Here is a 20,409-nt window from a genome sequence, read left to right on the forward strand (position 1 = left end):
CAACACGGTAGGGGCTTACTGTCATCCGGGTGTGAAGTGATCGCGCTTCCCGGGCTGCGAACGGGTGAGGTTCGTCGGCTGCCGGGTCGTCCCTTCCCCGGCGTCGCCCGCGACCCTCTGCCGCTCGCGTTCGATCTCAGCGTCGAATTCGGCGCCGAGGAGCAGGGAGAGGTTGACCATCCACACCCAGGCGAGTCCGACGATCACTCCCCCGATCGACCCGTACGTGACGTTGTAGTTGCTGAAGTTGTTGATGTAGAGGACGAAGCCTGCTGACACGGCGAGAAGGGCGATCAGAGCGATCAGCGCACCGAGGCTGACCCACCGGAACCTCGGCTGCCTGACGTTCGGGGTGACGTAGTAGAGCAGGGCGATGAGCAGCATGATGAAGAAGACGAAGATCGGCCATTTGGCCACGTTCCAGAGCAGCAGGGCCGCCGGCCCCATGCCGATGCGCCCGCCGAGCGATTCCGCGATGGGCCCGGACAGCACGAGCAGCAGTCCCAGGGTGGCCAGGACGATGAGCGTGAGCACGGTCATCAGCAGCATGAGCGGCTTGAACTTCCAGTAGGGCCGAGTCTCCTCGACCCGGTAGACGGTGTTCAGAGCTCGGCCGAATGCGCCGATGTATTTCGAGGAGGACCAGACTGCCAGGGCGAGGCTGCCGATGAGGGTGGCACCGGCCGATGACGATTCGGTGAGTTCGACGATGATCGGTCGGATCGCCGAGGCGGCCTCGGCCGAGACATCGTGAGCCAGGGACAGCACCGCCTCCGTAGTCGACTCGGCTTCCCCGACGACGCCGAGCAGAGACACCATGGCGAGGATCGCCGGTGCCGCGGAGAGCAGAGCGTAGAAGCTCAGGCCGGCGGCTCTGTCGAGGCACTCGTCATCGAGCAGACGTCGCAGAGCGCCCTTGACGATGCGCATCCGATTCAACGCGGTCATCCGTGCCATCCTCCACTCTGTTCGCAAATCGGTGTGCCCTCATGTCCACCCGTGTCCCGTCGAACCCGACGCCCTCCGCCTGCAGGAGGCTCGGCGCAGTGCCTGAATGACATGTGGCCGGGGAGCCGTCGGCATAGACGACCCGCCACCACGGTGCCCGGTCGGCATTCATCCCCACCAGGCGTCCGGCCTGTCGCGGACCGATTCCGACCATCTTCCCGATGTCACCATAGGTGGCCACTGCACCTGCCGGCACCGAGCGGACGGCATCCCGGACAGCGAGATGCCTCTCGTCGTCCGGCTCGGCATGCTGCTTCATCCCATTCCCACCTTGTAGTCCTTGGCCGCGCGGATCATCGAGTTGAGCGTCGCGATGACCGGCACGGAGAAGAACGCCCCGGCGATGCCCGCGACCGCCGCTCCTGCGGTGACACCGAGGATCACCGCCAGAGGATGGATCTTCACTGTGGGTCCCGTCAGCCACGGCTGCAGCACGTGGCTTTCGAGCTGCTGCACGACGATGACGATTCCGAGCATGATCACCCCGTGCACCCAGCCGTTGAAGAGCAGCGCCAGACCGACGGCGACCGCACCGCCGACGATCGCTCCGACGAACGGCACGAAAGCGCCGAGGAAGACCACCGTGGCGATCGGGACCGCCAATGGGACGCCGAGGATCAGTGCTCCCACCCCGATTCCGATCGCATCGCTGGCCGCGACGACGAGCTGGATCCGGATGAAGTTCGACAGCGTCTTCCATCCGGCCTCGCCGGCGGCGGAGATCCGCGCATGCGCCCTCTTCGGCCACACATGGATGACCCAGGTCCAGATTCCCCGGCCGTCGATGAGCGCGAAGAGGGTGACGAACAGGATGATGATGACGCCTTCGATGACGTGAGCCGCTGTCGAGCCGACTTCGGCGGCGCCTGACCCGAGTCCGGCGGCGTTGTCCTGCAGCCACTGCCCTGAGGAGTCGACGAGGTCGTTGAGCTTGGATTCGGTGAGCCCGAACGGCTGTGTGGCCAAGAACTGCTTCGCCGCATCCAGAGACGTCGCCACCTGCTTCTGAATCGCCGGGATCTCGCTTCTGACCTGGAAGGTGATGAGGAGGATGAGCCCGGCCAACAGGCCGAGGACGACGACCCAGACGCTGACGACGGCCAACCATTTCGGCCACCGATGCCGCTGCAGGAACGACGACAACGGGACCAGGAGGGCCGAGAGGACGAGTCCGGCGAGGAACGGGACGACGATCTGCGCGACCTGCAGAGCGATGAAGACCGCGACTGTGATTCCTGCAACGATCACCAGCAGGTATCCGGTGAAACGGGCACCGAGTTTGAGGCCCTCGGGAATCGGATCATCGCGATTCGGAGGCGCGTTCAGCGAACCTTCTGTCATGCATCAACACTAATGCCGCGAGGCACACAATGGGTGGCCCGTTCTGCTCTGAGCGCCGCTTCCTGTCAGCGAGCACCAAGAGAAATCCGACGAAGCGCTTAAACAGAGTTAATAGGGTGTTCCGATGACCCGAATGCGACGCTGGCCCTACACTTTCGCCATGGCGCTCGCTCTCCTCATCGGAGCGATCGCCGTGGTCTCTTCGCTCTATCTCGATCTGCCGCTCAAGGATCCCGACGGGTTCCTCGGCCCCTCCTTCATCCGCCTGCCCCTGTTGGCTCTGGGGTTCGTCGGAGCGGGGCTCGTCGTGGAGGCGCTGCGCAGAAGCGGCTGGCGGCAGCTGCCTGGCACGATCGTCGAGATCGTGAAGAAGGAGTGGAACGCCCACCGTGTCCTGTGCATCGGCGCCGGGCTGCTGAGCTTCTACATCTGCTACGTCGCCTACCGCAACCTCAAGAGCGATCTCCCGATCTACCGAGAGGGCACTCTCTACGACCGGCAGTTGCTGCAGCTCGACCACTGGCTCAGCGGCGGGAACAACCCGGCTGTGCTCCTGCACGACCTCTTCGGCACCGAGATCATGGCGAATGTGCTCTCGATCGCCTACCTCGCCTATCTTCCGCTCATCCCGATCAGCCTCGGCGCCTTCCTCGTGCTCAGCCGCAATCACGCCGTCGGAGCCTGGTACGCGACGACACTGTGCCTCAACTGGGTCCTGGGCACGATCAGCTACTACATGCTGCCCTCGGTCGGACCGGCGTTCAGCCGCCCCGAGCTCTACAGCAGCCTGCCCGACACCGGGGTCAGTCGGCTGCAGGACGCACTCATCTCCGCTCGGCTCGACTTCCTCAGCAATCCTGCCGGCAGCGAATCGATCCAAGGGGTGGCCGCGTTCGCCTCGCTCCATGTCTCCGTGACCTTCGCCGCCGCACTGTTCATGATGCGCACAAACCAGAAGCGACTGATCAAGACGATCACCTGGGTCTTCTTCGGTGTGACCATCGTGACCACTCTCTACTTCGGCTGGCATTACATCCTCGATGACATCGCCGGGATGGGCATCGGATGGGCATCGGTGACAGTGGCCGGCTGGGCCACCGGTCACCGGAGACGGCGACAGCCGCCACAGTCTGCCGAACCCATCGATGCCACAGCACCTGAGGTCGCCGAGGCCGCCGAACCCTCTGAGGCGAGCGTGAGCTCGCTCGAGGCCGAGAAGCGCGACCTCGTCGACGCCGTCGAGCTCAGCCCCGGGGCCGATCTGTCGCAGCCTCAGGATGCACCCGCACGCCGGAGCGCCTGACCGAGCGATCGTCGGGCTTCTTTTCTCCGACGACGACGTCCACGCAGTCATCCTCGCTGGTGATCTCGACCGTCGCGTCGCTGATCAGTTCGTCATCGAAATGGCGGACGAAGTCGTTGTAGACGGTTTCGTCGCCGAGGATCCTCACCATGTTCTCGTCGTTGCGCCGCAGCGACAGCTTGTTGAAGTTCCCGCTGCCGGTGAAGACGACATGACGGTGGTTGCCGCCGTTGTAGTTGCCGCCGATCGTCATGTTCTTCTCATGGATACCCTCATCACTGTCCTTGCCCTTTTCATCGCGCGGGAACGTGCGGATGCGCAGGTTCGTCGGAAAGTCTTCGGTGAGGGCGGTGCAGACATCCTGGCTCATCCGGTTGACGACGATGTCGACGTCGCAGACCTCCGCCTTTTCGGCCAGTGCCGTGGCAACATCCTTCCTCGTGATCGACCACATGCCGACTCGGATCTTCGTGCTCGGCTGCGCATCACAGTCGACGACGCCCAAGGTGTTCTCCGTCGTGTCGCCGTTGGCGCGCGGAAAGAAGTAGCTCTTCGTCGTGCCGGAGATCTCCGGCGGGTTCGACTCGTAGTAATCGGGGTCGGCCTGCGACGGATCGACGGCAACTGCACTCAGCTGCCCGAAGTATTCATGGAACCGTTCGAAGAGAGAGCTGCCGCCGAAGCCGATCTCTGCGGGATCCTCGACATGGGTGTACATGCTGTTGAACCCGCCCGTCCCACCGATCGAGTCATTGCTGAGGTTGGCTGAACTGGTGACAGCGACACGATCGTGTCCCAGGGTGCTGGAGAAGAGGTAGAACTTGTTGTGCATGGCATTGCTGCCGTTGCAGCCCGTGCCTGCGCCGTCAGGTCCAGCGACAGCTCCCTCGCCGCCTTCGCCTTCCTGCCCGCAGACCCGTATCCACGTCCTGGAGTCGGCAGAGGCGTTGAATTCCTTCTGGAGATCTCGGAATTCCCTCTGCTGCGCCTCGCTGCCGGCAGTGAGCATGCCGTGGTCGACAAGCACCCGCACGTGGACGCCTCGGCCCACGGCTTCGCGCAGCGCGCTGTAGATCACCCGATCCCTCAGGCGGTACTGGGCGATCTCGATCGATTCGTCCTCGCCGGTGCCGTCGACCATCGTCTTCACCTGCTCGACGAGCTCATCGCTGCCGGGCGAGTTGAAGGTCCCTCCTGTCGTCAGCTGGGGTGCCGCCGACGCCGGTTGGGCGTCGTGCGGGCCGCCGGCGGTCCCGAGCAGACCTGAGACGAGGGCGCAGACGGCAGCAGCGGCCAGAAGCCTGAGACCCTGTCTCGCTTCTCGTGCAGTTCTGCGCTGTGCGGTGAATCCGTGGGCGTGCATCGAGAGCCTCCTCGATGAAACTCCTTCAGTGCGGCAGATCATGTCGGCGGTTCAGATATCGCCGTACGATCCTGATGACCCCGTCATTGTTTCCACAGCGGTTGACCGTGTCGAGACGACGACGAACCTCAGGGCCGGGCCCGCGAAAGCTGATCGCCGTCTGCCGATGTATACTGGAGTCACTTGTGAACCCGTTTTCGGGTTCCCTGCGTCGTCAGGACGCCTCGTCACTGCAGCTGGGTGAGATCGCCCGCGCAAGTTTCCGAAGCCGTTTTCTCTCGGCGATCGAGAGCGCCGACAGCGCTCATTCCATGACCGGAAGCGGCTGCCTGCCACCAAACCACGGCACCGGCACGCCCTCCGGCACGTCGAAGGGCCACCCCATCACTACTTCACAGACACGCACCACCACTCGCAACTCCTCGCGTTCCCGCAGCGGCGCGAGCACCGCAGCTGCCGCGAAGCCCGTCACGTTCGCCGATCTCGGCGTTCCTGCGCAGCTGACCGAAACGCTCGACCGCGAAGGCAAGACCTCCGCCTTCCCGATCCAGCAGGACACCCTCCCGGACACCCTGGCGGGTCGGGATGTGCTCGGCCGCGGCAAGACCGGCTCGGGCAAGACCCTCGCCTTCTCCATTCCGCTGGTCGCGCGCCTGGCCGGCTCGCAGACCTCTGGCTCGTCACGAGCCCGCCTCCCCCGCGGTCTCGTCCTCGCCCCCACGCGTGAGCTCGCCACCCAGATCACCAATGTCATCGACCCGTTGGCCCGCGCCGTCGGTCTGAAGACGACGACGATCTTCGGCGGCGTCAAACAGAAGCGCCAGGAGGACGCCCTCAACGCCGGCGTCGACATCGTCGTGGCCTGCCCGGGCCGCCTCGAGGACCTCCTCCAGCAGGATCTGCTCAGCCTCGAGCACATCGAGGTCACCATCCTCGACGAAGCCGACCACATGGCCGACCTCGGATTCCTGCCCGGGGTCACCCGCATCCTCAAGCAGACCCCGAGCGAAGGGCAGCGGATGTTCTTCTCCGCCACCCTGGACAACGACGTCGACAAACTCGTCCGTCGCTTCCTGCACAATGAAGTCCTCCACTCCGTCGACGAACCGACCTCCCATGTCTCGGCCATGACCCACCACGTGTTCGAGGTCGACGTCGACGACAAGAACGAACTCGTCCACAAGCTCGCCTCCGGCACCGGCCGCCGGATCCTCTTCACCCGCACCAAGCATCGGGCCAAGCGCTTCGCCCGCCAACTGACCGCTCAGGGCATTCCGGCCGTCGACCTGCACGGCAACCTGTCCCAGGGCGCCCGCGACCGCAATCTCGCTGCGTTCACCGACGGAGATGCGAAGGTGCTCGTGGCCACTGACATCGCCGCCCGCGGAGTCCACGTCGATTCCGTCGAACTCGTCGTCCATGTCGACCCCCCGACCGAACACAAGGCCTACCTGCATCGTTCGGGCCGCACCGCCCGGGCCGGCAGCGCCGGCGATGTGGTCACGGTCATGACGCCCGACCAGCGCAAGGACACACTGACCCTGCTGCGCAAGGCCGCCATCAAAGCCGCCCCGCAGAAGGTCACCGCCGACTCCCCCGAGGTGACCGAGCTCGTCGGTGAGATCGCCGAGTTCATCGCCCCGCAGCCGCCTCAGCCCAAACAGCCTGCTCGGCAGTCCGGTCAGGCGGAAGCAGCGGGACAGGGACGCAAGCGTCGGCCCCGCCGCAGGCGCGGAAGCCGGGGCGGTCAGTCGTCGGAGGCCGGCAGCGGTCGTTCACAGCAGAGCACGCGCGGCGGTCAGCAGTCCGCGGGCGCCGGCAGGAGTCAATTGCCGGAGCATGGCCGCGGCGACAGGAGCCAGCGTCAGAACCGTGCCAGGAGTACCGGAGGCGATCAGGCGTCCCGTCCGTCGCGGAGTCGGCGGTCCTCTCAGGGACGCGGAACGAGCGCAGCCACCAGGATGAGCCACCGCAGCCGAAGCGACAGCCGAGAAGCACAGCGCTCCCGGGCGTGAGCGCCGACGACAGCCCCGAGCATCTCACGCTTGTCTGGCTCCGAGACGATCTGCGCGTCGACGACCACGAGGCACTGACTGCAGCCCGCGCCGACGGTCGAGTGATCGGACTCTGGATCAGAGAGCGTCGCGACGCCTCCGGTCTGGGGCCCCGCCCTCTCGGCGGGGCCTCCCGCTGGTGGGCGCACGAGTCGCTGCGGACCCTCAGCGACGCGCTCTCCGAGCTCGGCATCCCGTTGCTCTTCGCGGCCGGGCCTGCCGAGGACATCGTCCCGAAGGTCGTCGCGGATCTGGATGTCGACGTCGTTCGCTGGTCGCGCCGCTACGCCCCTGCCTCTCGTCAGCTCGACGCACGGATCAAGGCCCGGCTCGGCGAGGTCGGATGCCCAACGCACTCCCATCCCGGTGCCGTGCTCGTCGAGCCGTGGACGGTCAGCCCCCAGAACGGTGGACACTACAAGGTCTTCACACCGTTCTTCACTGCCGCGCGCGATCGAGAGGTCGGAGAGGTCCTTCCTCGTCCGCACCGGCAGGAAGCGTTCTCCGCTGCTTGGGCCGCATCGTTGCGCTCCCGCCGGTGGGTGACCGACCTCGACGGGCTCGGCCTCCTCGACGGAACAGGCACCGGCTCAGGTGATTCCACCTCGGCCCGGACCCCGCCTTGGTGGCAGACCACTGTGGCAGAACACTGGGAACCCGGTTGCCGGGCGGCGACGGAGAGTCTGCGCAGACTGGCCGATGGCATCGACGACTATGCCGACTCGCATGACTTCCCTGCCGATCCCGACAGCACATCCCGGCTGTCACCACGACTGCGATTCGGTGAGGTCTCCCCGAGGCAGGCGCTGCGGACGGCGCAGGACCTGCCGGAGGTGCGCGAAGACGATCGTCATGCATGGATCCGTCAGCTCTATTGGCGGGAGTTCTCCTGGCATCTGACCTATCACATCCCGCACATCGAGACCGAGCCGATCCGGTCGGAGTTCACCCGCTTCCCCTACGAGGACGACCCCGAGGCACTCGAGCATTGGCAGAACGGGACGACAGGGGTGCCCCTCGTCGATGCCGGCATGGCTCAGCTGTGGCAGACCGGGTGGATGCACAATCGGGTGCGGATGGCCACAGCAAGCTTCCTCACGAAGAATCTGCTCGTGCATTGGTGGCACGGAGAGCAGTGGTTCTGGGACACCCTCGTCGACGCCGATGAAGCCAACAACCCGGTGTCGTGGCAGTGGGTGGCCGGGTGCGGTGCCGATGCGGCTCCCTATTTCCGGATCTTCAACCCGGAACGGCAGCGAGAGCGCTTCGACCCCGATAGGGAATACGTCAACACATGGATCGGGCAGGGTCCGGGCAGCCGCCCGACGGCAGAGCGCTCGCTTGCGGACTCCGAGCCCATCGTCGATCTCAGACAGTCACGTCAAGCGGCCCTGGCGGCCTATGACCGGATGAAGAGCGAAACAGAATGAGCGCCGCTGCGACCACACGATTCACGTGCTGTCGCAGCGGCGCTTCGGCTCAGAGCGGCGCGCTTCGGGTCAGTCGGCCAGTGCCGCACCAACGTCGTACCGAAGGATCGCAGCGATCCCGTCGCTCATCGGATCGTGGCTGAGCCCGATCTCCGCGGAGGAGAGGATGGCTTCGGCGACGATTTCTGCTTCTCCCTCGGAGGCTTCGGCATCGTCGAGCAGAAGGGTCGCCACCGCGCCGCGGCGCACTGCCTTTTCGACTTCTGCGCGTCCCTCGACCGCACGGTCGTGCGCCTTGCTCTCGCCCAGTCGGTCCGAGTTCTCGGCCTCACGTTCTTCGGCGAGTCTCGTCACCAACGTCCTGATGGCCACGTCGGTCGCCTCTTCGGCGCCTGCGTCTTCGTCGCCGCCTTCGGAGATCTCGTGAAGCATCTCCTCGGCTCTCACCGACAGCTCGGCCTTGACGACGGTTCTGCCCTGCACCTCTCCGGCCAGGACGAGCGCGTCCGGTGCATGCTCCGTGATGAGACGGTCGACGAAGTCGGCCACGGTGCGCGCATGGTCCTTGATGATCTCGTCGACACGGCGCCGGATCTGGTTGTGCGAATACGCGCCTCGGCGGGGCTTGTTGATCTCTTCGTCATTGTCGCCGGTCACGTGGACCCCGTCGTTCTCACTGCGTTCGCGGTCCGGTGTCACGCTCAGTTCACGCACGGTCGCTCCGTCCTGGCCGGCGATGACGAGGATGACATCGAACTGCCGGGATTCCTGTCGGAGGAAGGCTCCGAGTTCAGGCACCTGACCGTAATGTGCCGCGTCCCCATCTCCCAACGCCGCGTCCCAGTGCTCATCGAGCAGAACGCCCTCCGAGGTCGCCACGATGATCCGGCCATCGGTGTGCACCTCGGTGGGTTCGTCGACGAGGACGACGGCGTCGATGGATTCGAGCAGAGACTCGTCTGCCCCGTTGTCGGACAGCTGCTCGCGCAGCTCTTCCCAGCGCAGACGGATCTGCGTAGCAGCGTCAGCTGAGGGAGAACGTCCTTCGAGATAGACCGTGGCATACGGTCCGCCCTTTTCGTAGATCGTGCGCAAGTGACTGTAGTTCATCGCTTGTTCCTCCTCAGAATCTGCGGATCATCTGACGGGCCCGCGAACGGGACCCGCCTCGCTCTGCGCGGTGACCTCAGCCTGTCATCGTCCACTGCTCCTGTAAACAACCTTGACAATCTGGGGCAGCACCTTTAGGTATCCGAGCCGGTCTCAGCTCCGTGGGCCGGCTGGGGGTCCTCCGAGGAAAGCAGTCAGCATCGGGCCGACGATAACGGCAGCGACGAGGAGGGCGATGCCCCATTTGTATTCTTTCCGGAACAGAGCGAGGACGCCTGACAACGCCATGATTCCGGCAATGATCCATAGAACGATGAGCATGACTCTCTCTCCTTCGCTCCCTGCGGCTGGAGGTGCCACTCGTCGGCTCGCCCAACCGCACGGTGGTTTTCATCGTGACACGCTCTCATTCCGATGACAATGGATCGGTGAGAATACGCTCCGGCAACAGAGCGGCCGGGAGGACGGTCATCCCGTCCGACCCGGCCGCCTGGCTCAGAACTTCGGCACGTCGGAGATCAGCGCCTGCGTGTACTCGTGCGAAGGACTCTCGAGCACCTGCGCCGTGGGCCCGTAGTCGACGATCTTGCCCTTGTTGAGCACCGCGAGGTTGTCGGCGATGTGCCGCGACAGCGCAATGTTGTGCGTGACGAAGAGCATCGCCAGGTCCCTCTCGGCCCGCAGGGTCCGCAGCAGCGCCACGATCGAGGCCTGCACACTGACGTCGAGGGCAGAGGTGATCTCATCGCAGACCATCACCGAAGGCGCGTTGACCAGGGCGCGGGCGATCGCGGCCCTCTGCCGCTCACCTCCGGACAGGTCGCCGGGGCGCCGGTGGTAGAACGACCGCCCCAGACGCACCGAATCGAGAGCCTCCTCGACGGCGGCCTTGCGGCTGGCGGCCGTGCCGTCACCGCTCATCTCCAGCGGCACGGTCAGCGACTGCCCGATCGACCGGCGCGGGTTGAGCGAGGAGAACGGCGACTGGAACACATACTGGATGCCCACCCGCTGCTCGTTCGTCCGCTTCCTGGTCGAGCGCGCCAGCTCCGTCCCGCGCAGCCGCACCGAACCCGTGTAGTCGTCGTTGAGTCCGGCCACACACTGCGACAGGGTCGTCTTGCCCGAGCCGGATTCGCCGAGCAGCATCGTGCACTCCCCCGGCTCCAGGACGAGATTGATGCCGTCGAGGATCTGCGCCTTCCCGTAGGCGAGCGCGATGTCCTTGACCTCGAGCAGCGGAGCATTCGCCGAGGCGGCTCCCCCACCCGCGGCCCCCGCCGAGGCGGCCGCGGCCCCGGACTCGGCGGTCGAGTCCTCGTCCTCGGAGTCCTGCCCCGCAGCCGAGCCGGTCGCTCCGGTGGAGACGAGGATGTGCGTCTTGTCATCGTCCTCGGGCGCCGTCTTCGCCTCGGCGGCGCCGTCGCCGATGGTCTTGCGGCCGTCGAGGTCGGGCACCGCGGCCATGAGCATCTTCGTGTACTCGTGTTCCGGATGGTCGAGCACCGCGTCGACAGGGCCTTCTTCGACGAGGTCGCCGCGCAGCATCACGGCCACCCGGTCGGAGATGTCCTTGATGACCGCGAGGTCGTGGGTGATGTAGAGCCCGGCGACGTTGTTGGCCACTGTCATCTGCCGGATCGTGTCGAGCACGACCGACTGGGTGGACACGTCCAGGCCGGTGGTCGGTTCATCGAGGATGAGCACATCGGGATACATGGCGAACGCCATGGCGATGCCGATGCGCTGCTGCTGGCCGCCGGAGAGCTGGTGGGGCCACCGTTTCTGGTAGTCCTTGTCCCCGGGCAGGCCGACGTCGACGAGCACCTCGGCGACCCGCTCTGTCCGCTCGGCCTCGGAGGAACCGAACTGGTGGATGTCGAGGACCTCGCGGATCTGCTCGCCCACGCGCATGGCGGGGTTGAGCGACAGGGCCGGGTCCTGCGGGATGTAGGCGATCCGCGACCCGCGCAGGGCGCGCACGGCCGCCTCGTCGAGTTCGACGACCTCGACGGCGGTGGCATCCCCGCGCGGCCACAGGCTCACGGACCCGGATTCGAACTTCAGACCGTCTCGGAAGTGGGCCATGCAGGCCAGCCCCGCCGTGGTCTTGCCCGATCCCGATTCGCCGACGAGGCCGAGGATCTCTCCGCGGGCGAGAGTGAAGTCGATGCCGTGGAGGATCTCATCGCCGGCGTTGGTGACGACCTTGAGGTCGGTCACGCGCAGGACGATCTTCTCGTTCGGTTCGTTCGCGGCATCGTGGCGAACGGTCTCTGTCTTCGGGCTCATCATGCCTCCACTGAAGTCGATGCGGTGGCTCGAGCGAAGGAGTCCGCGAGCAGGTTGGTCCCGATGGTCAGCAGCGCGATCGCGATGACCGGCAGCAGCACACCCCAGGGTTGGATGCTCAGGGCGATCCGGTTCTCGTTGATCATCAGACCCCAGTCGGCAGCCGGCGGCTGCAGGCCGAGTCCGAGGAACGACAGGGAGGCGATGTAGCCGATCGAGTAGGTCAGGCGCAGCCCGGCCTCGACGCTCAGCGGTCCGGTGATGTTGGGCAGCAGCTCGCGCAGGAGCATCTTCCACCGGGGCATCGCGTACATCTCCGCGGCGAGGATGTAGTCCTCGGTGATCACGCCCAGGGTCGCCGACCTGGCCACGCGGGCGATGCGCGGGGCGTGGGTGAGGCCGATGACGGTCACGAGCACCCAGCCCTGCGGGCCGAGGACCGTGATCGCCAGCAGCGCGAACACGAGCTGCGGGATGGCGAGGATGACGTCGTTGAGGCGCATGATGATCGCATCGAAGCGTCCGCCGATGTAGGCGGTGAGCATGCCGATGAGGGCACCGACGACCATGCCGAGCACGGTCGCGAGCACCGCGTAGACGATGAGGGTCAGTCCGCCGGCGATGAACCGGGAGAGCACATCGCGGCCGAGGTTGTCGGAGCCGAAGAGCCCGTAGGGGCTGAAGGGCTTCGCGACGAACTCGGTGGCGGTGTTCCCCGTCGCCCAGGGCAGCAGCAGCGGCCCGCACAGGGCGAGGGCGACCACGACGATGGTGATGGTCAGACCGATCTTGCCCTGTTTCTGGGCGAGCACCCTCTTGTAGAAGGGCACATACGTGGTCAGGGATTCTTTGGGCACCTCGGCGGCGTCGGTGGCGCCGGCCTTGAGGTCGCCCAGGCTGTTGGCGTCGGTGCTCATGCTGCGCTCCTCAGTTTCGGGTTGGTGAGGATGCCGACGACATCGGCCGCCAGGTTCACCACGACGTAGACGGCGGCGACGAGCATGGAGATCGCCTGGACGACCTGCACGTCACGATAGGTCACCGCATCGATGAGTGCTTGGCCGAGTCCCGGGTAGCGGAAGAGGAACTCGACGACGACCACACCGCCGGCCAGCCAGGCCAGCTGGATCGCCACGACCTGCGCGACCGGGCCGAGTGCGTGGGGCACGGCATGACGCATGATCACTCGCTTCTCGGGCACGCCCTTGAGTCGGGCCATCTCGACGAAACCGGAGTCGAGGACCTCGATCATCGTCGCTCGCATCATCCGCACGATGTAGGGGGTGACGACGAGGACGAGGGTGAGGGTCGGCAGGATCAGCTGTTGGGGTCTGTTCCATACCGGTTCGCCCGGCGGAGCCAGGGTCACGGCGGGCAGGATCTGGAACACCGAGGTGGCGAAGATCGCGATGAGGCCGATGCCGATGACGAACTCGGGCATCGCCGCGAGCACGAGGCTGATGCCGGTCATCGCCTGGTCGCGCCGACCGCTGCGGTGCAGGGCCTGGTACACGCCGAGGCCGATGCCCAGGGGCACGGAGATGACCGCGGCCACGCCCATGAGGATGAAGGAGGCACCGATGCGCTCCCCCAGCAGTTCGGCCACGGACCCGCCGCTGGCCGAGGAGGTTCCGAAGTCGCCGACGAAGAGTCCGCCGAGCCAGGTCAGGTACCGCAGCCAGGCCGGCTTGTCGAGGCCGAGCTGTTCGTTCAGCGCGGCGATGCGTTCCGGGGTGGCCTGTTGGCCGAGGATGGCTCTGGCCGCGTCGCCGGGCAGCAGCAGGGTGGCGCCGAAGACGAGCAGCGAGACTGCGATGAGGATGAAGGCGGAGAAGATCAGCCTGCGTACGATGACTTTTCCGAACATGTCACACCTTTCCGATCCACACGCGGTCGAACCGCCAGCCGCTCAGGGGTCGTCCCGTCGAGTTGGGGACGAGGCCGCCGACGTATTTCTGGAAGGCGTCGACCTGGTTGGCGAAGCCCCAGACGATGTAGCCGCCTCGGTCGTAGAGGATCTTCTGCAGTTCGTGTTCCATGTCGCGGCGCTCCCCGGGATCGGGGATGGCACGGGCCTTGTCGAAGATCTTGTTGAATTCCGGGTCGTCCCAGTGGGTTTCGTTGAATGGGGACTCGCTCAGAGCACAGGAGATCACCTGCGGCATGAAGTCGCGGGTGTACCAGAAGTCCTGAGCGAAGTCCCATTGCAGGTATCCGTCGCCGAAGAACGTCGTCGCGTCCACCTTGCGGATCTTGACCGTGATTCCGGCATCGGCGGCCTGCTGGGCGAAGACCTGCGCGGATTCGACGGCGCCGGATTGGATGGGGGCGGTGACGAGTTCGACTTCGAGCCCGTCGGGGTAGCCCGCCTCGGCGAGGAGCTTCTTGGCTTTGTCGATGTCCTGTTTGCGCTGCGGGAAGTCCGGGTAGTTCTCGCTCAGGGGCCCGAACATGTCGTTGCCGACGGTGCCGAACCCGGACAGGACCTGTTCGATCATCTGCTCGCGGTCGACGACGAGTCGGAAGGCCTGGCGGACCTTGACGTCGTCGAAGGGCTTCTTGTCCACGCGCATGGTGAACGGCAGCCACATACCGGTCTCGGAGTTGAGGATGTTCATGCGCTCGTCGGCGTCGATGACCTCGACCAGAGACAGCGGGATGCCGGCGATGGCGTCGACCTGTGTCGACAGCAGAGCGTTGATGAGCGCATCGTCGTCGTTGAAGTTCAGCACCTCGACCTCGTCGAGGTACATCTTGTCGTAGTCGAAGTAGTGCTCATTGGGCACTAGCACCGTCGACTGCGCGGGAGTGAAGGATTTGAGTTTGAACGGTCCGGAGCACACCGGGTTCTCCGGATCGTAGCCGACGGGCACGATGGCCGCGGTGTATTCGGCCACGGCGTCGTTGAACAGGCCGTTGGGTTCGGTCAGCCGGAATTCGACGGTGCGCTCGCCGGTGGCGACGACCTTGTCGAGCATGGTGAAGTTCGCCGCTGCGGTCTTCGGGTCATCGGGGTCGGTGATGCGCTCGAAGGTGAAGATCACGTCCTCGGGCGTGATCGGCTTGCCGTTGGAGAACTTGATGCCCTTCTTCAGGGTGCAGGTCCACACCGTGGAGTCGCCGTTGGCTTCGAAGGACTCGGCCAGCAGCGGCACGACCTGGGAGTCGTCGTCCCAGCCGTAGAGGGCGTTGTAGAGGTTGACGGCGCGGCAGACGTCGCCGTTGTTGACCGGGATATGGGCGTCGACGGTGTCGGCGGAGTTGCCGCCTGTCACGCCCACTCGCAGGGTCCCGCCCTTGACGGGGTCGCCGGCGTCGATGGCGCCGACGGTTCCTCCCCCGCAGGCGCTGAGGCCGGCGAGCGCGGTCACGGTCAGCCCGGCCCCCAGCGCTTGTCTTCGGTTCGGTGTGTTCATGTGCCTTCTTCCTACTGCGTCAGTTCGGGACAGCCCGGTGCGGTGCCCCGTCCTTGCGTCTGGGTTGGGAGGTCATCGGTGAGGACGTGGGCGTTCAGGTAGTTCTCGAGCATGCACAGGGCCTCCTCGTCGGTCAGCGGCATCTGTTCGGTGCTGCGGGCCACGCCGAGGCCGTCGATGAAGATCGACAGGGCTTTGACGATGAGAGCGGTGTCGCCGGTGCGGATCGTGCCTTCGCGTTGGCCGGCGAGGACGACTCCGGTCATCATCTCCAGCCATTCGCCGTAGACGCCGGCGAGGTTGGCCCGTGCGTCCGCGTCGGTCGACGCCCGCGCCCAGCTCTGGATCCAGATCGACCACACACGTCGGATGCGCACGTCGACTCCGGCGTGCATGCGTGCGAAGCGGCGCAGCACGGACACCGGGTCGGAAGGTTCGTTGAGGTCACGGGTGCGGCCGATGACCTCGAGCGAGTAGCGCAGGGCCGCCTGCAGCAGCTGGTTCTTCGTCCGGAAGTGGTAGTTCACCGCCGAGGCGGTCAGTCCGCTCGCGCGGGCGACGTCCTCGGTGCGGACCTTGTCGATGCCGCGGTCGGCGTAGAGCTCCCACGCGGCGGCGATGATCTTCGCTCGGTTGCGGGTCCCCTTCGACATCCACGGCTCTTCGACCACCGGGGCATCCGGCGCCTCGGTATCGTCCGCAACCGACGCCGAGGTCAGGGCTGCCGTTGCTTCCCCGGCCTCTTCCGGTCGAGCTTCGGAGACCATATGTCGCCGAGGCGGCCGTGTCTTTCGTCCGGTCGTGAGCCAATCGGTGGTGACGTCGGTGAGTTCCGCGATGCCTGAGATCTCCTCGACCCGGAACTTCCGCGTGCCCGCCAGCGATTTCGAGAGTTTGCTGGCGTCGAGGCCGATGTGGCGGGCGACTTCGCTGTGGTTGATCCCGGCGCTTTTGATGGCGCTGCGGACACGGCCCACCAGGCTCTTCTGTGTGCTATGCGCACTCTCATTCGTCGTGACCACCACTACAGTGTGCCGAGAAGTTGCGATTTTGGCAAGACTTACTGGGCCTCTGGGTAGTTGAATGATATTGAAGTTGAGATCTTCACAAAAGCACATGCAGGTCTTTCGCTACGGCCAAGAGGTGCCATTCGACTCAAAGAGCGATGCACAGAATGGTCGGCTCCATCGTTCCAAGTCATAGAAAGGCGACTTGAACACCCTCGACAAGACGAGCAACCCTATGCGCTGGCTGATCTTCGGCATCGGGTTCACTGCTTTCATTTTGATCTGAGTCTTCTTCGGCGACGTCAGCGTTGTGACGTTTTGATGACTGTCACCTACCACCGCAGCAACGACGCCAAAAAAGTACCGGCGGCGATCGCCATGTTCTCAGAACTCCCCTGCCCAGCACGACTTGCCATTCTTCCTGGCCTTACTGCGGAACGGCCATGACAGCCTGAGAGAAGACCCCAAGGTGATGCTCAGAGATGTAGTACGACATGGCCTAGTGCAAAAATTGTCAAGTGGTGCAGGCCGGCGCGGTTTCAGGAGTGTCCTAAAATCTCACTCTGGGTCTCTAAATTCTGCATGCCAGCTCTGTCTCCGACCGAAAATGTCACCGCAGACAAGACATTAGAACGTTGACGGCGATTTGACGACAACACGTGTTGCACAGAGGATAGAGTATTTCACCAGCAGCTCCGACCGCCGGGCCGGATGTGCCATATCTCTTCATGACGCAGGAGGCGGACAAAAATGTGGTATTCACCGTCATCGGTGCGCTCATTCATCGCCAACAAGCTGACCCCTCGGCGCAAAGCCTGGATTTCCCGGACTCTGCACGTGGAGCAGACGTGGCAACAGCTGCCGGACGGGAAAGGACGCTTGTCAAGGTCGAGGAGCTCCTCGGAAAGAATGAGGTCGTATGATTCCCGTCTAGAGCAGCGTCAGTCGCTCGCGGAGGTACGTGAAGTATTATCCACCGCCGGCATCGACTTTGCGGAGCTACCGCGACTAAGCTTGTTCGGTCCTACACTGGTCGTTAACGAAAACGAGACTCACGCTGCGTTGACTGCGCTCCGACGCGGTCTGCCCCTAAGGACGTCGGAAGACACTACAGACTCGACATGGACTATTCGCATTCGGAATGTCCGCGGCGCGAAGCTACCTCTGCGGACTGCCCGACGTCGTCCCGAGCAAATCGCCAGTATCGAGTGTCTTCGACGGCGCAAAGCGCCGAATGGACGAGAACTCACAACGCGTGCTCAGACGATCACCATAGAGTTATGGAAGCAGGCAGGCTCTGACGTTCCCCGGGGCGATGGATCGTTCCATTTGCCCGGGACCCTTTACCGGCGTCATACACATAAACCCCTCACGGTGGACTACATTGAACCCACCATCTGGGAACATGCTCTTCGGAACGATGCCCGGATCCGACTGCCCGCTCCACATCTGCGAGTACTGCAAGAACCAGTCGACATTGTTTATACCTGGGTGGACGGGTCTGATCCCGAGTGGCGGGCGCGAATGTGTGCTTCTCGCGATAACCTCGACTTGAGGACGACAGAGCCGAGCTCGCTCTCAGAATCGCGGTTCATCTCACGTGACGAGCTCAAGTATTCGTTGCGTTCAATTGAGTACTATGCATCGTGGGCGCGTCGAATCTTCATTGTTACAGATGGACAGATACCGCCGTGGCTAGACGTCGACCACCCAAAAATCACAGTTGTAGATCACCGCGAGATTTTCTCTGATCCCAACTTGCTACCTGTCTTCAACTCGCACGCCATTGAATCTCAGCTCCACCACATTCCCGGTCTCGCCGATCGCTACTTATATCTCAACGACGATTGCTTCTTCCTGCGGCCAACCGATCCTGAGCTGTTCTTCACTGCCAATGGTCTGGCGAAACATTTCCGTTCGGTCGTCCCCATCGATATCGGCGGGTGGTCTCCACGCGACCTACCGATCATCTCGGCAGCCAAACAGGGCCGGGAGCACATTCTGACCAAATACGGACGAACCTTCACCCATCGCTATAAGCACACCCCCCATCCTCAACTGCGCCCAGTGCTTGAGGCAATGGAACTGGAGGATCCCCAGATGTTTGCCAAGGTTGCGGCTTCACCGTTCCGGTCACCCGAAGACGTTTCCATACCGTCGTCGCTTCACCATTTCGACGCCTTCGCCAGAGGACGATCCATTGAAGGTCAAATCGGATATCAGTTCGTCGATCTCAAAGAGCCGGATCTCGAACTACGTCTGCTCAGGGTGGCGCGGCGCACGGACCTTGACGTGTTCTGCCTCAATGAGACCGCTTTGGGTGAGGGAGCTGAAGGAGCGGTAAATCAGCTTGTTAGTCGATTTTTCGAGAGCCGTTTTCCCGTTCCGTCTAGTTTCGAGCGCGAGCCAGATAGGCTACGTCAAAATCCATGCGGCTAGGACACGACGCCTCTACTTTCGATCGCGCTTGACGAGGAAGTTCCGTGCACCAGCAGAAAGGTTAAGCAACTTCCTCAGCTTCCCTTCACTCCTGGCAGCTTTACCACGAACGCTCTTGCCCGAGGCTTGCATCGCTTGCACCTTAGCTTCGGCCGACGCCAAGCGCTTCTCAAGCTCATCGATGCGCTCCTCGTATCCTCCGCTATCGTCGGCAGAATCACGGCGAGGCTTCATCGTCTTTTGGGCCTTCTTGAGCGTCTGATAGCGCTGTTGTAACACAGAGGTCATGCGCACAAACTCCGGTCGGCTGTCCAACCACAAACTGGTTTGCGGTGAGGGAAAATCAACCGCAGCCAGCCCCGCCTCGTAGTCTGCTAACGCTCGCTCCTGGCCGGGGTCGTAAATATGCGTGAACCCGTTCTCGTGGATGAAATCGCTGAGCTTGTCAAAGCGCTCCGCGTGCCCGCGGTTAAATTCGGAGAAGTCGGCGCGCTCGTACAGTTCGTAGACGGTATCCGGGCATTCTTCGGTCGTCAGATCAATCGCCGGGATACCATGATATTTCGATAGCTCGAGCGTCCGACCGTCGTGAGCGAGGACTATGCCGGGGGTGCCAGCCAGAATCGCCGCAATATTTCCGTGGATTCGCGGCCCGAAGGAAAACTTCATTTCAGTCATACGACGTATCCATGTCGGGGCATCCAACTGAAACTGGGCTTTCGAATTCATAAACTGCGGATGACTCCGCTCAAGGGGCAATTCTCGGTCGTACCCACTGTACGGGGCAGTCCCCCACAACATGAGTTCCAATGTAGCAAGATCCTGCGGCATGTACGTGGCGTCGTAATTCGATTCCGCATCTATGATGACCTGCTGGCCGAACGGATTATTCGTCTGAATATTGTAGGCGACTGCCGATCCGGGAGGAAGAGAATCAGCCCGATCCACTCTGTGGCCCCGGCCATTCATTGTCATCGAGGGGCATCCCACCACGATGACATCTTTAAATCCTAAAGACTTTAGATAGTCGGCTGTCAGCTCACCTCGTACAGTCAGCGCACTCGACTTCTCGAGCACTGCTTTCGCGAACCGTTTGACGGTCGGTTCGATCTTTTTCAACCCGGACGGATCACCGTCCAACGGAAGTTGCGCACCACCCGAAAGCATGAGGAACGGGATGGTGAGCTTCTCGATAAAGTCAGTGGTGCGTGCCAGCTCAGCTTCGAAGCCAGGGCGAAAGGCATTGGCCAGCGGAAGAATGAAACCATCGTATTCTGCGTTGACTTTCGCTGCCATCGATCCGTTAATTTTGTATCGATTCGCTTCAACCTTGGTGTCAACCGTTGAAAACAACTTATGGGCCGCCATACCGAAAATCAGATTGCCATTGTTACGTCCAATGGGATTGCGATCGAGCGTGTCGAATCCGTCGAACGCTTCGAACGGACTCTTTCCCAGCCTCATCAGGTATCTCTTGCTCATGGATCATCCCTGCTTGTCGTTGTTGCAGCTGGTTCGCAGCGACCGCCGCTCTTCTCAGTCCACTCTAGCCACTGCCGGTGCTCTTCGACTAGTTGGCAGCCGGCCTCGGTCATCAGCGATGGCAGCCCCCTGCTACGGCAATGCCTGCTACTTCCACGTCCGAG

At 63.6% G+C, this 20,409-nt stretch carries 17 protein-coding genes; 5 read left to right on the plus strand and 12 right to left on the minus strand.

The annotated features are described in order from the left end of the window. Positions 1–21: 21 nt before the first annotated feature. Genes IIE29_RS02550 through IIE29_RS02560 form a run of 3 tightly spaced genes read right to left on the minus strand, consistent with a single transcriptional unit; the run spans position 22 to position 2,349 of the window. Positions 22–948 carry a YihY/virulence factor BrkB family protein gene (locus IIE29_RS02550; RefSeq protein WP_209323608.1) on the minus strand — a complete coding sequence of 309 codons (927 nt, stop codon included), beginning with the start codon at positions 946–948 and terminating at the stop codon, positions 22–24. Next, positions 890–1,267: an MGMT family protein gene (locus IIE29_RS02555; protein WP_209323609.1), complete on the minus strand. Its 378-nt coding sequence runs from the start codon at positions 1,265–1,267 to the stop codon at positions 890–892. Before IIE29_RS02555 ends, IIE29_RS02550 begins: the two co-directional genes overlap by 59 nt. Then, positions 1,264–2,349 (minus strand): AI-2E family transporter, encoded by a 1,086-nt coding sequence (locus tag IIE29_RS02560; RefSeq protein WP_209323610.1) that lies wholly within the window; start codon positions 2,347–2,349, stop codon positions 1,264–1,266. Before IIE29_RS02560 ends, IIE29_RS02555 begins: the two co-directional genes overlap by 4 nt. A gap of 124 nt (positions 2,350–2,473) precedes the next feature. Here IIE29_RS02560 and IIE29_RS02565 point away from each other — a divergent pair, with 124 nt between their 5' ends. Continuing rightward, positions 2,474–3,652, plus strand: coding sequence for a phosphatase PAP2 family protein (locus IIE29_RS02565; protein WP_246475644.1), 1,179 nt, complete (start codon positions 2,474–2,476; stop codon positions 3,650–3,652). Here the strand turns inward: IIE29_RS02565 and IIE29_RS02570 are convergent. Next, complete coding sequence (locus IIE29_RS02570; RefSeq protein WP_209323611.1) at positions 3,594–5,015, minus strand: phospholipase D-like domain-containing protein; 1,422 nt, start codon at positions 5,013–5,015, stop codon at positions 3,594–3,596. The genes IIE29_RS02565 and IIE29_RS02570 overlap by 59 nt on opposite strands. A 311-nt stretch (positions 5,016–5,326) precedes the next feature. Between IIE29_RS02570 and IIE29_RS02575 the strand changes: the two genes are divergently transcribed. Next, positions 5,327–7,030, plus strand: a complete 1,704-nt coding sequence (locus IIE29_RS02575; RefSeq protein ID WP_209323612.1) for a DEAD/DEAH box helicase — start codon at positions 5,327–5,329, stop codon at positions 7,028–7,030. Further along, positions 7,027–8,499, plus strand: coding sequence for a cryptochrome/photolyase family protein (locus IIE29_RS02580; protein WP_209323613.1), 1,473 nt, complete (start codon positions 7,027–7,029; stop codon positions 8,497–8,499). The genes IIE29_RS02575 and IIE29_RS02580 overlap by 4 nt, the downstream gene beginning before the upstream one ends. Before the next feature lie 69 nt (positions 8,500–8,568). Here the strand turns inward: IIE29_RS02580 and IIE29_RS02585 are convergent, their stop codons facing one another. The 7 genes from IIE29_RS02585 to IIE29_RS02610 all read right to left on the minus strand — a co-directional run bounded on the left by IIE29_RS02585 (position 8,569) and on the right by IIE29_RS02610 (position 16,339). Next, positions 8,569–9,609, minus strand: coding sequence for a baeRF2 domain-containing protein (locus IIE29_RS02585; protein ID WP_209323614.1), 1,041 nt, complete (start codon positions 9,607–9,609; stop codon positions 8,569–8,571). A 153-nt stretch (positions 9,610–9,762) separates the two neighbouring features. Next, positions 9,763–9,930: a GPGG-motif small membrane protein gene (locus IIE29_RS16745; RefSeq protein ID WP_209371702.1), complete on the minus strand. Its 168-nt coding sequence runs from the start codon at positions 9,928–9,930 to the stop codon at positions 9,763–9,765. Positions 9,931–10,104: 174 nt separating this feature from the next. Next, a complete protein-coding gene (locus IIE29_RS02590) occupies positions 10,105–11,901 on the minus strand; it encodes an ABC transporter ATP-binding protein (protein WP_209323615.1) in 1,797 nt (598 codons plus the stop codon). Then, a complete protein-coding gene (locus IIE29_RS02595; RefSeq protein WP_209323616.1) occupies positions 11,901–12,818 on the minus strand; it encodes an ABC transporter permease in 918 nt (305 codons plus the stop codon). The genes IIE29_RS02590 and IIE29_RS02595 overlap by 1 nt, the downstream gene beginning before the upstream one ends. Further along, positions 12,815–13,768: an ABC transporter permease gene (locus IIE29_RS02600; protein WP_209323617.1), complete on the minus strand. Its 954-nt coding sequence runs from the start codon at positions 13,766–13,768 to the stop codon at positions 12,815–12,817. Before IIE29_RS02600 ends, IIE29_RS02595 begins: the two co-directional genes overlap by 4 nt. Position 13,769: 1 nt before the next feature. Beyond that, positions 13,770–15,317 carry an ABC transporter substrate-binding protein gene (locus tag IIE29_RS02605; protein WP_209323618.1) on the minus strand — a complete coding sequence of 516 codons (1,548 nt, stop codon included), beginning with the start codon at positions 15,315–15,317 and terminating at the stop codon, positions 13,770–13,772. 11 nt (positions 15,318–15,328) lie between these two features. Continuing rightward, positions 15,329–16,339 (minus strand): TetR family transcriptional regulator, encoded by a 1,011-nt coding sequence (locus IIE29_RS02610; protein WP_343071766.1) that lies wholly within the window; start codon positions 16,337–16,339, stop codon positions 15,329–15,331. Positions 16,340–17,052: 713 nt separating this feature from the next. Between IIE29_RS02610 and IIE29_RS02615 the strand changes: the two genes are divergently transcribed. Together IIE29_RS02615 and IIE29_RS02620 are read left to right on the plus strand one after the other, a co-directional pair. After that, positions 17,053–17,247, plus strand: a complete 195-nt coding sequence (locus IIE29_RS02615) for a hypothetical protein (protein ID WP_209323619.1) — start codon at positions 17,053–17,055, stop codon at positions 17,245–17,247. Between the two features lie 451 nt (positions 17,248–17,698). Continuing rightward, on the plus strand, positions 17,699–18,763 hold the full coding sequence (locus IIE29_RS02620; protein ID WP_209323620.1) for a Stealth CR1 domain-containing protein: 1,065 nt from the start codon (positions 17,699–17,701) through the stop codon (positions 18,761–18,763). Between the two features lie 12 nt (positions 18,764–18,775). Here IIE29_RS02620 and IIE29_RS02625 read toward each other — a convergent pair whose 3' ends face one another. After that, on the minus strand, positions 18,776–20,245 hold the full coding sequence (locus IIE29_RS02625; protein WP_246475646.1) for a polysaccharide pyruvyl transferase family protein: 1,470 nt from the start codon (positions 20,243–20,245) through the stop codon (positions 18,776–18,778). Positions 20,246–20,409 lie beyond the last annotated feature (164 nt).

Origin of the sequence: Brevibacterium renqingii (genome assembly GCF_017808095.1) — a bacterium.
GTDB lineage: Bacteria > Actinomycetota > Actinomycetes > Actinomycetales > Brevibacteriaceae > Brevibacterium > Brevibacterium renqingii.

Excerpts from the sequence above, each read along its gene's own strand:
- IIE29_RS02550 (WP_209323608.1), bottom strand. The coding sequence starts at position 948 with ATGACCGCGTTGAATCGGATGCGCATCGTCAAGGGCGCTCTGCGACGT.
- IIE29_RS02555 (WP_209323609.1), bottom strand. The coding sequence starts at position 1,267 with ATGAAGCAGCATGCCGAGCCGGACGACGAGAGGCATCTCGCTGTCCGG.
- IIE29_RS02560 (WP_209323610.1), bottom strand. The coding sequence starts at position 2,349 with ATGACAGAAGGTTCGCTGAACGCGCCTCCGAATCGCGATGATCCGATT.
- IIE29_RS02565 (WP_246475644.1), top strand. The coding sequence starts at position 2,474 with ATGACCCGAATGCGACGCTGGCCCTACACTTTCGCCATGGCGCTCGCT.
- IIE29_RS02570 (WP_209323611.1), bottom strand. The coding sequence starts at position 5,015 with ATGCACGCCCACGGATTCACCGCACAGCGCAGAACTGCACGAGAAGCG.
- IIE29_RS02575 (WP_209323612.1), top strand. The coding sequence starts at position 5,327 with ATGACCGGAAGCGGCTGCCTGCCACCAAACCACGGCACCGGCACGCCC.
- IIE29_RS02585 (WP_209323614.1), bottom strand. The coding sequence starts at position 9,609 with ATGAACTACAGTCACTTGCGCACGATCTACGAAAAGGGCGGACCGTAT.
- IIE29_RS16745 (WP_209371702.1), bottom strand. The coding sequence starts at position 9,930 with ATGCTCATCGTTCTATGGATCATTGCCGGAATCATGGCGTTGTCAGGC.
- IIE29_RS02590 (WP_209323615.1), bottom strand. The coding sequence starts at position 11,901 with ATGAGCCCGAAGACAGAGACCGTTCGCCACGATGCCGCGAACGAACCG.
- IIE29_RS02595 (WP_209323616.1), bottom strand. The coding sequence starts at position 12,818 with ATGAGCACCGACGCCAACAGCCTGGGCGACCTCAAGGCCGGCGCCACC.
- IIE29_RS02600 (WP_209323617.1), bottom strand. The coding sequence starts at position 13,768 with ATGTTCGGAAAAGTCATCGTACGCAGGCTGATCTTCTCCGCCTTCATC.
- IIE29_RS02605 (WP_209323618.1), bottom strand. The coding sequence starts at position 15,317 with ATGAACACACCGAACCGAAGACAAGCGCTGGGGGCCGGGCTGACCGTG.
- IIE29_RS02615 (WP_209323619.1), top strand. The coding sequence starts at position 17,053 with ATGACGCAGGAGGCGGACAAAAATGTGGTATTCACCGTCATCGGTGCG.
- IIE29_RS02625 (WP_246475646.1), bottom strand. The coding sequence starts at position 20,245 with ATGAGCAAGAGATACCTGATGAGGCTGGGAAAGAGTCCGTTCGAAGCG.